Annotated in this window: 9 protein-coding genes; 3 read left to right on the top strand and 6 right to left on the bottom strand. The window is 68.0% G+C overall.

Annotated features, from left to right (window positions below; all coding sequences use genetic code 11):
- Nucleotides 1–26: 26 nt before the first annotated feature.
- Entirely contained in the window at nucleotides 27–2,465 is a 2,439-nt protein-coding gene (gene hrpB, locus DYI42_RS09410) for an ATP-dependent helicase HrpB (protein WP_213545678.1), read from the bottom strand.
- 58 nt (nucleotides 2,466–2,523) lie between these two features.
- On the opposite strand from hrpB, the gene meaB reads away from it, so the two are divergent.
- Nucleotides 2,524–3,498 (top strand): methylmalonyl Co-A mutase-associated GTPase MeaB, encoded by a 975-nt coding sequence (gene meaB / locus DYI42_RS09415; RefSeq protein WP_213545689.1) that lies wholly within the window; start codon nucleotides 2,524–2,526, stop codon nucleotides 3,496–3,498.
- Here meaB and DYI42_RS24235 read toward each other — a convergent pair.
- From DYI42_RS24235 to DYI42_RS09430, 3 genes are read right to left on the bottom strand one after another with little or no spacing between them, the layout of a single operon-like run.
- Nucleotides 3,495–4,853: a sensor histidine kinase gene (locus DYI42_RS24235; protein WP_213545679.1), complete on the bottom strand. Its 1,359-nt coding sequence runs from the start codon at nucleotides 4,851–4,853 to the stop codon at nucleotides 3,495–3,497. The genes meaB and DYI42_RS24235 overlap by 4 nt on opposite strands.
- Nucleotides 4,854–4,860: 7 nt before the next feature.
- Complete coding sequence (locus DYI42_RS09425) at nucleotides 4,861–5,583, bottom strand: response regulator transcription factor (RefSeq protein ID WP_213545680.1); 723 nt, start codon at nucleotides 5,581–5,583, stop codon at nucleotides 4,861–4,863.
- 10 nt (nucleotides 5,584–5,593) lie between these two features.
- Nucleotides 5,594–6,883 (bottom strand): S1C family serine protease, encoded by a 1,290-nt coding sequence (locus DYI42_RS09430; protein ID WP_213545681.1) that lies wholly within the window; start codon nucleotides 6,881–6,883, stop codon nucleotides 5,594–5,596.
- Between the two features lie 172 nt (nucleotides 6,884–7,055).
- Here DYI42_RS09430 and DYI42_RS09435 point away from each other — a divergent pair, with 172 nt between their 5' ends.
- The gene (locus tag DYI42_RS09435) at nucleotides 7,056–7,685 is read left to right on the top strand and encodes a hypothetical protein (RefSeq protein WP_213545682.1); all 630 of its coding nucleotides are present in this window, start codon (nucleotides 7,056–7,058) and stop codon (nucleotides 7,683–7,685) included.
- Nucleotides 7,686–7,694: 9 nt separating this feature from the next.
- Nucleotides 7,695–9,836, top strand: coding sequence for a caspase family protein (locus DYI42_RS09440; RefSeq protein ID WP_213545683.1), 2,142 nt, complete (start codon nucleotides 7,695–7,697; stop codon nucleotides 9,834–9,836).
- Between the two features lie 33 nt (nucleotides 9,837–9,869).
- Here DYI42_RS09440 and DYI42_RS09445 read toward each other — a convergent pair whose 3' ends face one another.
- Nucleotides 9,870–10,697, bottom strand: coding sequence for an alpha/beta hydrolase (locus DYI42_RS09445; RefSeq protein ID WP_213545684.1), 828 nt, complete (start codon nucleotides 10,695–10,697; stop codon nucleotides 9,870–9,872).
- Nucleotides 10,698–10,972: 275 nt separating this feature from the next.
- Nucleotides 10,973–13,290: aldehyde dehydrogenase family protein (locus DYI42_RS09450; protein ID WP_213545685.1), on the bottom strand; the 2,318-nt coding region annotated here is incomplete at its 5' end.

Genomic DNA, 13,290 nt, shown 5'->3' on the forward strand with positions numbered 1-13,290 from the left:
TTACGACCCCGGAGGCGGCGGCGCAATCATTTGCGGGGCTTGGCGCGCAGGGTCGGGTCGGCCACCGTCGGGTCGTCCGGCCAGGGGTGCTTGGGGTAGCGGCCCCGCATGTCCTTGCGCACGTCGGCGTAGGAGCTGGCCCAGAAGCCGGGAATGTCCATCGTCGTCTGCACCGGGCGGCCTGCGGGGGAGAGCAGGGTGACGCGCAGCGGCTGCCCGGCCACGGCGGGGTGGGTGGTTTGGCCGAACATCTCTTGCAGCCGCAGAGAGATTTCGGGGGCCTCGCCAGAATAGTCGATGGGTATGGCGCGCCCAAGCGGCGTGGTGAAGCTGGGCGGCGCGGCGCGATCGAGCGCCTGCATCCCGTCCCAACCGATCCGGGCCTTGAGCGCCTCGGTGATGTCGAGCGCGGCGATGTCGGCGGCGGTGCGGACCTTGCCGAGCCAGGGCAGCAGCCAGTCTTCCGCCTCCGCCAGCAGGGTGTCTTCGGAGCAATCCGGCAATTCGGGCATCAGCGCGATGCGCGCCAACAGACGCCGGGCCTTGTCACTCACCGGCAGCCCAAGCTCGCGCACACCCTCCAGCGCGGCGGCGGCGAGCGCCTCGTCGGGCGCATCTTTCCAGTGCCGGTCATCTAATACCAGCGCGCCCAGACGTTCCTGCCGCCGGGCCACGACACGGCGCTCGCGCTTCGACCATTCGGCCACCTCCTGCCACGCGGGTTCAACCCCCGGCGTGCTGCGCAGCTCGCTTTCACTGATCGGCAGGGCCAGGCGGATGCGGGCATCGCGGCCCTCACCCTCGACGTCGGCCACCACGATGAGGCGCTGCCCGGCAAGGTCGTCCTCCGCCCCCATCTGAGCCCCGCGCCCGCCGGAGAGCAGGAAGCGCGGCAAATCGCCGGGACGGCGCAGGCCGATACGGTCTGGATAGGCGAGGGCGAGGGATTGCGCCGGGGTCAGATCGGAGGGCGGGCCACCGAGGCGCGCGAGCCGCTTGCTCTCCTGCGCAATGCGTTTCAGGGCCGGGCGCGCGGCCTCGGGTGCACCGCCGGGATTTTGCAAGGCGCGCAACTGCTTGGAGAGGTCGGCTCCTGCATTTCGGAGCGGGTCGCGTTCATTGAGCAACGCCGCAATCGGGGCGGCATCAGACCCCGAGAGCGCCAGCATATGGCCAAGGCGCGGATGCACCGGCAGGGCGGAGAGGGCCTTGCCATGGGGTGTGATCCGCCCGGCGTCGAGCGCGCCCAGCTCTTCCAGAAGCCGGGTGGCGGCGGCCATCGCGCCCTCGGGGGGCGGGGTGAGAAAGCGCAGGCCATCGCCGCCGCCCCAAAGCGCCAGTTCCAGCGCCAGCCCTGTGAGGTCGGCGGCCTCGATCTCGGCGGGGGGGAAGGCGGGCAGGGCCCCGTGGCCCCCCTTCGTCCAAAGGCGGTAGACGCGGCCCTCTTCCACGCGCCCGGCGCGGCCCGCGCGCTGGGTGGCCTCGGCCCGGCTCACCGGCTCGGTCACGAGGCGCGACATGCCTGTGCCCGGGTCAAAGCGCGCGCGCCGCGCCCGGCCACTGTCGACGACGGTGCGGATGCCGGGGATGGTCAGCGAGGTTTCGGCGATGGAGGTGGCGAGCACCAGCTTGCGGGTTTGCTTGCCGCCGGTGCGCAGAGGGCGCATCACTGCGCGTTGCTCGGCGAAAGGCAGGGCGCCGTAGAGCGGCATCACCGCGACTGTTTCCGGCAGGCGCAGCGCGGCGGCGAGGCGGCGGATTTCGCCCTCGCCGGGCAAGAAGGCTAGCATGTCGCCCGTGGTCTCGTTCATCGCTCGCGCGATCAGCTCGGCCATCGGCCCTTCCAGCCGCGCGCCGGCGGGCAGCGGGGCTTCGGCCCAGTGCTCCTCGACCGGAAAGCTGCGCCCTTCGGAGGTGATAATCGGGGCCTCGCCCATCAGCGTGGCCACCGGCGCGGCATCCAGCGTGGCCGACATCACCAGAAATTTCAGATCGGGCCGCAGCGCCTCGCGCGCTTCCAACGCCAGCGCCAGCCCCAGATCGGCCTGAAGGGAGCGCTCGTGGAACTCGTCGAAGATCACCACCGAGACGCCGGAAAGCTCCGGGTCGGACTGGATCATCCGGGTCAGGATACCCTCTGTCACCACCTCGATCCGGGTGGCGTTGCTCACCTTCGCTTCGCCACGCATTCGGTAGCCCACGCCTGCGCCAACCTTTGTGCCAAGAGTCTGGGCGAGGCGCTCGGCGGCGGCGCGGGTGGCGAGGCGGCGGGGCTCAAGCATCAGGATGCGGCCCGCTTCCGCCAGCCCGGCCTCCCAGAGCGCAATGGGCACGCCGGTTGTCTTGCCCGCGCCCGGCGGGGCCTGAAGCACGGCCTGCCCGCCCGCCTTCAGCGCCGCGACGAGCTGGGGCAGCACCTCCTCGATCGGCAGGGTGATGGCAAAGGGGTCGTCAACCTTTCGCATGGGGTGGACATAGCCCGCCGCGCCGGGGCAAACCATGGAAAATCGAGAGGGCGGCAGTGTGGACACGGGCGATCTGGCAGAACGGGTGAAGGCGGGCGAGCGACGGGCGCTGGCGCGGGCGATCACGCTGGTGGAAAGCGCCCGGGCGGATCACCGGGAGGCCGCGGCGGAACTGGTGGCTGAGGTTGGCAAGGCCGGGCAGCAGGCCTTGCGCATAGGCCTTTCGGGCACGCCGGGCGTGGGCAAGAGCACCTTCATCGAGGCCTTCGGGCTGTTTTTGGTGGAGAAGGGGCTGAAGGTGGCGGTGCTCGCCGTCGATCCCTCTTCCGCCCGCTCGGGCGGCTCGATCCTGGGCGACAAGACCCGGATGGAACAACTCTCGCGCCACCCTATGGCCTTCATCCGGCCCTCCCCTTCGCAGAGCCAGCTTGGCGGCGTGGCGCGCCGATCCCGCGAGGCGGTGGCGCTTTGCGAAGGGGCGGGCTTTGACGTGGTTCTGGTTGAAACCGTGGGCGTCGGCCAGTCGGAGACCATGGTGGCCGGGATGGTGGACCTCTTCCTGCTGCTCCTCGCGCCGGCGGGCGGCGACGAGTTGCAGGGGGTGAAACGCGGGATCATGGAGATCGCCGACATCCTCTTGGTCAACAAGGCGGACGGCGCGTTGAGAGACGTGGCCCGCCGCACCTGCGCCGACTACGCCGGTGCCCTGCGGCTGCTGCGCAAGCGCCCGCAGGATCCGGAGGGCTTTCCGAAGGCGCTGCTGGTTTCTGCCGTCGAGGGCACCGGGATGGAGGAGGCCTGGGCCGAGATGGAGGCGCTGGTGAACTGGCGGCGCGACAGTGGCGCGTGGGACCGCACGCGCGCCGAACAGGCACAGCACTGGTTCGAGGAGGAGGTGCGCCATGGGCTGATGCGGCGGCTCACCGAGGACAAGGCGCTGGCCGCGCGGATGCGTGAGTTGGGCGCGGCGGTGGCGGGCGGTGAGCGCAGCCCGGCCGAGGCGGCGACGGAAATTCTGTCGCGCCTGGGTTAAGCCATTTCCGGAGGCAGCTTTGGAAAGGCGATCTGGATGCCAAAGCCCTTGTCGGCCTCCAGCAATGTCAGCTTGGCCCCGTGCCGCGTGGCGATGGCGCGCACCAGCGCCAAGCCCAGCCCGTGGCCCGCCACCTCGCGGTCGCGCTCGGCGCGCGCAAACCGCTCGAACACCGCCTCGCGCTCTTCGGGGGGCACGCCAGGCCCGGTGTCGGAAATGCTGAGAATGTGACGCTCGGCTGTCTCCTCCAGCGAAATGGTGATCGCATCGCCCTCCCGGCAGAACTTGATCGCGTTATCGACAAGGTTGGAGAGCAGCTGGGCGATCAGGTTGCGATCTCCCAGCACCTTGCAGCCCGCCTCGATCACCGCGCCATAGTCCAGCGCCTTCTCTTCGGCGAGCGGTTCGTAAAGCTCTGAAACTTCGCGGGTAATCTGGCTGAGAGAGACCGGAACCAGACCGGTGCCGCCGCCACTCGCGGCCTCGGCGGAGGAGATTTCAAGCAGGCTGTCGAAGATGCGCACGGTGCCGCGGATTTCCGATGACACGGCGGCGATGGCCTCGGGGTCGCCCTCCAGCTTGTCGAGCTTGCCCTGTATCCGGTTGAGTGGGGTGCGCAACTCGTGGGCGATGGTATCGGACAGGCGGCCATGGGCACGGGTGAGGTGGCCGATGCGGTCCAGCATGGTGTGAATGTGCCGCTCCAGCGCGCCAAACTCATCATCGGCGCGCGGGCCGGGCAGGCGGGCGGAGAGATCACCGGCTGCCACCTGATCGGCAAGGCAGTTGAGCCTGTCGATCCGGCGCATGATGAAGCGGGAGGCGAGCCAGCCCGCCACGAGCGAAAGGCCGATGAGCACAAGGGCCGTGGCGAAGATTTGGGCGCGGGTCGCCGCCAGGGCGGCCTCGGTGGGCGCGCGGGAGCGAGCGACAAGCATCGGGAAGCCGCCGCGCAACTCGCGGGCCACGCCGAGGTAGCGGGTGTCGGCAAACGTGAAGGCGACGGGGTTGGAGGCATCTATGTCACCGGGAACTGGGGAAAGGCCCCGCGGCAGAGCGTCGATATTGCCCGCGAGCTTCGTGCCTTCGCGGTCTTCCAGCAGGTAGAGCATGCCGGTTTCGGGCGCGGCAGCGGAGCGAAACTCCATGGCCTGCCGCAGCGCGATGATGCGGCGCTGATCGTAGAGCGCGGCGAGGCCGGCCAGATCGGCGGCCAGCAGGGTGCGTTCCCGCCTGTCCAACTCGGCCGCCGTGGCCCGGTATTGAAGCGCCATTGCACCGAGCGAAAACACGATCAGCAGGGCGGAAAGCCCCAGCGCGAGCCGGAGCGAGGCCTTGCCGCGAAGTCTGCGCACCCGCGCCTCAGGCTTCGGGCGCGAAGACGTAGCCCTCGCCCCGCGCGGTGATGATGATGGGCCGACCAGCAGCGGCTTCAAGCTTGCGGCGCAGCCGCCCGACATGCACATCCACCACGTTGGTCTGCGGATCGAAGTGCAGATTCCAGACATTCTCCAAGAGCTGCATCCGGGTCACCGTTTCACCTGCGTTGCGGGCGAAAAAGGTAATCAGTTCAAACTCCTTCGGGCTGACGGCAACGTGGGTTCGGCCGATGTGCACGGTCCGCGCCTTGAGCCTTATTTCAACATCGCCGAAGGCCATCAGATCATTGTCGAGCACCACCATCTGGTTGCGGCGCAGCAGGGCCCGCAGGCGGGCCTTGAGCTCGTCACCATCGAAGGGTTTGGCCAGATAGTCATCGGCCCCCTTCTCCAGCCCTTCGATCTTGGCGCCCGAGGTGCCGAGGGCCGAAACCACCAGCACAAGGGCGCTGGAGCCCCGGGCCCGCATCTTCGCAATTGCATCCACCCCGTCGCCGCCGGGCAGCATCCTGTCCATCACGATCACGGCGAAATCCGCCAGTTCGGTGGCTTTCAGGCCGCTTTCCCAATCGCGCATCACCACCGGTTCGCAGCCGAGCGAGGCCACGGCCTCGGAGACGGTATCGGCCGTCGCGCGGTCATCTTCCACGATCAGGATGCGGGGGGTGGCCTCGGTTTCGGGGGCGTCGGGGGCGGTCTGTTCCATGGTCAGCATCTCAGAGCACCACCACGTCGGGGTCAAGCACGTTGCCGCCGCCAACAGGGCGCAAGCGCGGGGTTTTATCCCATGGGTCCAGCAGGATGTGCTCCGTCCGGCCCTCGGCATGGCGCACCAGAAGCACCATCGGCTCGGTGATCCGCAGGCCTGCGAGCCCGCCTTCGATCTCGGTCAGCGGCTTGCCGTTGACCGCCAGCACCTCATCGCCCCGGCTGAGACCGGCAAGATAGGCGGGGGAATTCTCGGAGATATAGGTGACCTCCGCGCCAGCGAGGCGCACGCCGAGGCGCGAGAAGGTGAAAGCCGGGCGGGCCGAGGGCAGCGTCGCCCGGTCGATCCCGGCGGTTTCCAGGTGTTCGGCGCGGTCGAGCGGCATGGTGGCCAGCACAGTCTCGCCGCCTCGCAGGATCTGCACGGCGATGCCATCGGTGCCCAGCACGGCTTCGACGGCGAAGCCCACGTCGCCGGGCTGGGCCACTTCGCGGCCGGCGACCGAAACGATCACGTCACCGGCCCGGATGCCGGCGCGGTCGGCCGGGGAGGCCTCGGCCACGCTGTCGACCAGAACGCCCTGTGCAGGCACACCCAGCGCTTCGGCCAGTGCAGCATCCAGCGGACGAACCTGAAGGCCGAGCGTGGGCATCTCCTTCAGCGTTCCCGCAACGAGCTGCGGCACGATGCGGGCCAGGTCGGCAGCGGAGATGGCATAGGCCACGCCCACGTAATGGCGTGAGCCATCGGCGATCTGGCTATTCATTCCGAGCAGTTGGCCGTTGCCATCCACCAGCGGGCCGCCCGAGCTGCCGGGGTTCACTGCGGCATCGTGCTGGACCAGCCGGATCGGCACGGCGGCCTCCACCTGCCGCGCCATGGCTGAGATCACGCCGCGCGTAAGGGTAAACTCGATGCCGAGCGGTGCGCCCATGGCATAAACCTGCGTGCCGAGCCCGGCGGGCGTTGCGGTAGGCTCAAGCCCTGGCCCGAAGGCCCCGTCGACGACCAGCACAGCCACGTCGCGCACCGGGTCACGCGCCAAGACCTTGACCTTGCGGCGCTCGCCGGTGGCGCTGATGACGATCACTTCACCGGCACGTCCGATGACATGGGCATTGGTCACGGCCCAGGTGCCATCGCGCCACAGAAAGGCGGAGCCGAGAAAGCGCTCATGCCCGTCGGCAGACTTCACGATGAGGGTGGCATCCATGGCCCGGTCAAGCTCGCCCGCGCGAACGGACACGGGCAGGGCGACCATGACAATGAGAAAGAGAGGGAGGAAGAGGGCGCGCATGTGCTTTGTCCTTCAGGTGTTTTCGGATTTCCTCTTGGCTAGCAGCGGCCCTTTGCGTTGCCACGTGACAAGTCTCGTCACAAAAGGGTTTCTGGCCTCTGCGCAGTTGAACGGCACCCGGTGGCGGGGCAATCTGATACTCGAAACTGATGCTCTTGCTGGAGAAGACCCGATGTTGCGTGCAAGCCTGCTTGCCCTGTCCCTGGCGCTTTCTGCGATGCCGTCGCTGGCGTCCGCCGAGGTGCCGCCCCTGCGTGTGATGGAGTTGTCGCGCCAGCTCTTCGAGGCCGGTCAGGCTGCACGTGACCCGCTGCTGATGGTGACGGCTGCGCGCCTTCGGAAGGGCGTTTCTTTGGAGGCCGTTGCCCGTGCCGGGAGCGCAGGCGAGGCGGTGGAGGGCGCGGCCCCATTGGGCTGGGAAGAGATGCTGGAGGCCGCCGAGGCCGCCGCCGGAGAGGATGCGGCGATGTTGTCGGTGATCGGCGATATTCGCGCCTCTGCCACCAAGGGCGTTTCGACCGGGCCTGTCTATTCGATCTCCCGGCTGGAGGGGAACAAGACCGATACCTACCAGCCCTTCCCCTTCGACGGCGGCAAGTATGCCGAGGTTTACGTGGAGGGCGCGCGCGACTCGGACCTGAACCTTTATGTCTACGATGCGCAGGGGATGCTGGTCTGCGCCGACACCGATGTGTCGGAGGTGGCCTACTGCGGCTGGCGCCCCGCCGAGAGTGCCGATTTCACCGTGATGGTGGAGAACAAGGGCGCCGCGACGAACCGATATTCGCTAATGACGAACTGAGGATTGATCATGAAACTCAAGGCTTTGCTTCTTGCCGGCGTCGCTACGCTGGCTGCGCTTCCGGCGCTTGCGCGCGAAAATCACGCGCTGCTGGTGGGGGCTTCAACCTATCCGGCGCTGGACGAAAAGTTCTGGCTCAAGGGGCCGGCGAATGACATCGACCTGGTGCAAACCTACCTGCTGACGAACGAGTCGATTCCCTTCGATGCGGAGGATATGATCGTGCTGGCGGACGGGATCGAGGGCAAGAAAGCGCCCACGCTTCAGGCGATCCGGGATGCGTTCAAGGAACTGGCCGAGAAGGTGCAGCCCGGTGATTTCGTCTACCTGCATTTTTCCGGGCATGGCAGCCAGGCCCCGGCGAAAGACCCGGACAGTGAACTGGACGGGCTGGATGAGCTGTTTCTGCCGGTGGATATCGGGCCGTGGAACAACACGGTGGGCGAGGTCGAGAATGCGCTGGTGGACGACGAGATCGGCGAGCTGATCGCGATGCTGCGCGCCAAGGGTGTGGACGTCTGGGCGGTGTTCGACAGCTGCCATTCGGGCACCGTGACCCGGGCAGCGCCGAGCGGCGACGGTGACGAGAAGATGCGCAAGCTGGAGCCCGGCGCGCTTGGCGTCCCGCAGGCGGCCATTGTGGATGCAGCAGGTGCCTCACGCGGCCTGGAAAGCCCGCGCGACCGCGCCGATGCACCGGTCACCGAGCCTGAGGAGCGCAGGGAGGGCGAGGGGACTTTCGTGGCCTTCTTTGCGGCGCAAACCAATGAAACCACGCCCGAAAAGCTGATGCCGCGTTCCACCAAGGACCGGGTTCAGGGGGTGTTCACCTATACCGTCTTCGAGACCCTCGCGGAGCGGCCCGGCATCACCTATCGCCAGCTCGGGCAGGAGGTGCTGCGGAAATACTCGGTGAAAAACCTCGCGCGCTCCACGCCGCTCTTCGAGGGAGATCTGGACGGGGTGGTGTTCGGCTCCGGCGAGACGGCGGATGTGCGGCAGTGGCCTGCCGAGAAGGGCGAAACCAAGCTGCGGCTGAAGGCGGGCACCCTGCACGGGCTGGCCAAGGGCGAGCGGTTGGCGGTGCTGGCCTCGCCGGCGGATTCCACCGAAGACGCAATAGGTTACGTCATGGTCGATACCGCGAGCACCTTTGGCGCGACGGCGGTGCTGGAAGACGGCCAGACGCTGGAGGACATCCCGCGCGGGGCTTTCCTTCGGAAGATCGACGCGGGCGTGGACCTGACGCTGCGGGTCGCTCTGCCCGAAGGCGAGGGCGCGGCGCAGAAAGCCATGGTGGCTGCGGTGCAAGCCATTGAAGAAGAGGGGATTCTCGGCGAACGCTTCGTCTTCGTGGCGGCGGGCGAAGAGGCGGATATCCGGCTTGCCGTGATCCCTGAAAGCCCGCGCCCGGATGCGATCTGGATCCTCGATGGCACCGGGGCGGTCCCGGTTCTCGACGGCGAGGGCGCGCCGGTGCTCAACTTCGGCACCCTGCCCAGCGTCTCGACCGGGGACAAGAGCCCCGAGGAGCTGGCCGCCGTGATGACCGAGCAGTTCGCCCATATCGGCAAGGCGCTCAACGTGCTGCGCATCGGCGCGGCCAGCAGCGGGAACGGGCTTAACGTGCCCGTGGAGCTGCACCGTGCGCGCTTCGACCTGGATGCAGGTGCGATCGTCGAAGGCAGCCGCGCCCCGATGGACAGCGGCAACGTGCCCCGGCTGATCCCCGGTGACACGGTGGGCGTGCGGGTGGAGAACACCACCGACCAGCCGCTTGACATAAATGTGCTCTATGTCGGGGCCGACTATTCGATTACATTCATGGACAAGGGACGGATGCAGCCCGGCGGGATCTACAATGAAGACCTGTCGTTAATTTCAGATGAATCTTTCGGCCGTGACCGTCTGGTGGTGATCCTGTCGCCTGCGGGGGAACAGAGCGACGTGGAAGATTTGAGCTTCCTGGAGCAGGATCCGCTGGTTCGGACCCGCGCCGTGACCGGCAGCGCCGGGGGCTTCAAGGGGCTGCTCGACGAGGCCGGCTTTGGCCAGAAAACAAGGGCTGCACTGCCGCTCGGGGGCAAGAAGAAGGGCCCGGAGCCGGTGATATTGCAATTCGAGATTGATACCGTGCCGGGAGAAGGTTGAGTGGTGGTGATCTGATCCCGAGAGGGTGCGGTATCAAGCGGAGGGGTTGGGCCTGTTTGGCGGCTCGGCCCCTTCGTCTGTGAGCCATTCCGTCAGCGCGTGGTCCGGATCAATGAGAAAGTCTATCACGTTGAAATGATGGAGGTCCGCCAGCTCTGTCACCTTCGCCCCGGGCCAGGGCAGAGCGTGGGCCTGGGTGAGAAAGGCCGGGCGCTCCGCGGCGCCGACGACGGTGTGAACCGGGATTCCTGGCGCGGTCTGGTGCAGGGGGCTCTCGGATTTCGCTTCCGATTCAGTGAGCTTAAGGGTGTCGTTGAGCGGAACGTCCATCAAAGGGCGCAGGTCGGTCAGCGGCGAGATCGGCAGGCAGCGGGTGAGGCGGGCGCGGGCAGGGCCGATGTCCAGCGCCGGGTCGAGCATGCGCAACGCGAGGTGGCCGCCGGCAGAATGGCCGGTGAGGGAGATTTTTCCGCTTGTTTTCAGGGCGATGGCCTTGATCGCGCGGGCGATGCATTGGGTGATCTGGCTGACGGAGACCTCCGGGCAGAGCGGGTAGGAGGGCATGGCAACGGCCCAGCCCCGCGCGGTGGCCCCGGCGGCGAAGTGGGACCAATCGGTGCGGGTGAAGGCGCGCCAGAAGCCGCCGTGAATGAAGATGACCGTGCCCTTCGGCTGCGCCGATTGGGGATAGAACAGGTCATATTTTTCAGCAGGATGCGGGCCGTAGCTTTCGTTGAGGCGGGCGCGGCCAAGGGCGGTTTCGACAGACCGGTAATCGCGCGCGGCCTCGGCCCAGCGGTCGGGGTAGCTGGCCCCGTCGGGGATGAACGGGGCGTTGTCGAAGGCTGTGGGGTCGGTCATGCGGTTTTACCGGGATGGCTCTGGGGGAAGGGCGTTAACCCTGCAGAGTAATGGGCAACAAGTGATGCACAACCCATGCACATCTTATGCATATGCATTTTTGCAAGACGGCGAGGGGTGAACGCAGCGGACGGTGGGGCCCCTTGATGGCGCGCCTCGTCGCCGGGGGCGGAGCGGCGCGATGCCCTCGGGGCGGGGCCCGAGGATGACGGCTGCGGCAGGGTCCGGGAGATCCCCGGGTCGGGCCCGAGGATGACGGCGGTTTTGGTGGCGGGTCAGACGCCGTAGGGGATCCAGACGGTCTTGATCTCGGTGGCTGCCGCCAGCATTTCGCGGCCCTCGGTGGCGGGGTCGGTCCAGTCGGGGAAGAGCGATAGGGTGCGCTTGAGGTTGCCCGCGCTGGCCTTCTCGATGCCTGCCGTGAGGTCGGGGTCGGAGAAGTTCCAGACAGAGTCCACCTCCATGTGCTCGGCGAGGGTCTTCGCCAGGTCGGCATGGGGGCCGGTGACGATGTTGACCACGCCACCGGGGACATCGGAGGTGTCGAGCAGCTGGTAGAAATCGGTCGCGATGAGCGGGAAGGGCTCGGAGGGGCAGGCGACGATGCGGTTGCCCATGGCGATGGCCGGGCCGATGGCGCTGACGAGGCCGAGGAGCGGTTGGGCGGGGGAGCAGAGGGCGCCGATCACGCCGCAGGGCTCGTTGAAGGCGACCGCCGTGCCGCGAAGAGGGACGGGCTTGGCGGCGCCGTCCAGCTTGTCGGCCCAGGCGGCGTAGGCAAAGAGGCGGGAGATGGAGGCCTCGACTTCGGCGGTGCCGGATTTGCCGGTGAGGGCCTTGATCCGGGCCGCGAATTCCGCGCTGCGGGCGGAGAGGTTTTCGGCCAGGTAGAAGAGGATCTGGGCGCGGAGGTGGGCGGAGGACTTGGCCCAGCCTTTTGCGGAAGCGGCGGCTTCGACGGCGTTGCGGATGTCTTTCCGGGAGCCGGTGCCGACGTGGCCGAGGAGGTCACCCTTGGGGCCGTGGATGGCGGTGGAATAGCCGGAGTCGGGCCGGGCCTGCTTGCCGCCGATATACATCTTGGCGGTGCGGTCGAGCGGGTCGGCGGGGGCGCCGTTGCCCTCGAAAGCGGTGGGCGTGGTGGCCTTTTTCGGTGCTTTGACGGGCTTGGAATAGGCAAGCAGGCCCTCCCATCCGCCTTCACGCCCGAAGCCGGACTCGCGGACCCCGCCGAAGCCGGCGGCGGCGTCGAACATGTTGGTGCCGTTGATCCAGACCACCCCTGCGGCCAGTTGCGGCGCGACATGGAGGGCGAGGTTTATGTTTTCGGACCAGAGGGTTGCGGCGAGGCCGTAGCGGGTGTTGTTGGCGAGCGCGATGGCTTCGTCGGGGGTGCGGAAGGTGCAGCTGACGAGGACGGGGCCGAAGATTTCTTCCTGCGCGAGGATGTGCGCCGGGTCGGTCGTGGCATAGAGCCGGGGGGCGATGTAGTGGCCGCCGGTTGGGGCCGTTTCGGAGATGGTGCCCTCGGCCAGCACTTGCAGGCCTTCGTCGCGCGAGAGGTAGCCCTGGACGATCTGCTTTTGGCGGGCGGAGATGAGCGGGCCGAGGTTGGCGTCTTCCAGCGCGGGGGCGGCGGTGAGCTTGGTGTAGGCCTCGGCCATGCGGGCCATGGCCTCCTCCCAGAGGGGCCGCTCGACGAGGATGCGGGAGGAGGCGGAACAGGTTTGGCCCGCGTTTTGCAGGCCTGCGGAGAGCAGGAAAGGCATGGCGGCGTCGAGATCGGCATCGGCGAAGACGATCTGCGGGGATTTGCCGCCGAGTTCGAGGGTGACGGGGGTGATGTTGGTGGCCGCCGCCTGCTGGATCAGGGTGCCGACGCCTGCCGAGCCGGTGAAGGAGAGGTGGCGGACGCCGGGGTTGCGGGAAAGCGCGGCGCCGGCCTCTTCGCCTGTGCCGGGGATGACGTTCAGCGCGCCGGGCGGCAGGCCTGCCTCCTGCGCGAGGCGGGCGAAGGCGAGCGCGGTGAGGCTGGCCTCTTCGGCGGGTTTCAGCACGCAGGCGTTGCCCATTGCCAGCGCGGCGCCAACGGAGCGGCCGATGATCTGCATCGGGTAGTTCCACGGGATGATATGGCCGGTGACGCCGTGGGGCTCGCGCAGGGTGTAGACGGTGTATCCGTCGAGATAGGGAATCGTTTGGCCCGCGACCTTGTCGGCGGCGCCGCCATAGAACTCCATGTAGCGGGCGAGCGCGCGGGCATCGTTGCGGGCCTGGGTCAGCGGCTTGCCGACATCGCGGGATTCGAGCACGGCGAGGGCCTCGGTGCGCTCTTCGATCAGCCGGGAAAGGCGCAGCAGGATGCGGCCCCGTTCGGCGGCGGTGAGGCCGCCCCATTCGCCGTCGAGGGCGGTTTGGGCGGCGGCCACCGCGTCGGCCACCTCGGCGCGCCCGCAGCGGGCGATGGCGCCGATCTCCTGCCCGGTGGAGGGGTCTTCGATGGGGAGCGTGGCGGGGGCGTCGTGCCACTGGCCGCCGATGAGGTATTCGGCGGGGTCGAACCAGCCTGCGGTGATGTCTGTCATGATGGGGC

This window comes from Vannielia litorea, assembly GCF_018424695.1.
GTDB classification, from domain to species: Bacteria; Pseudomonadota; Alphaproteobacteria; order Rhodobacterales; family Rhodobacteraceae; genus Vannielia; species Vannielia litorea_A.

Coding starts and splice junctions, on each gene's coding strand:
- hrpB (WP_213545678.1), bottom strand. CDS start 2,465: ATGCGAAAGGTTGACGACCCCTTTGCCATCACCCTGCCGATCGAGGAG.
- DYI42_RS09425 (WP_213545680.1), bottom strand. CDS start 5,583: ATGGAACAGACCGCCCCCGACGCCCCCGAAACCGAGGCCACCCCCCGC.
- DYI42_RS09430 (WP_213545681.1), bottom strand. CDS start 6,883: ATGCGCGCCCTCTTCCTCCCTCTCTTTCTCATTGTCATGGTCGCCCTG.
- DYI42_RS09435 (WP_213545682.1), top strand. CDS start 7,056: ATGTTGCGTGCAAGCCTGCTTGCCCTGTCCCTGGCGCTTTCTGCGATG.
- DYI42_RS09440 (WP_213545683.1), top strand. CDS start 7,695: ATGAAACTCAAGGCTTTGCTTCTTGCCGGCGTCGCTACGCTGGCTGCG.
- DYI42_RS09445 (WP_213545684.1), bottom strand. CDS start 10,697: ATGACCGACCCCACAGCCTTCGACAACGCCCCGTTCATCCCCGACGGG.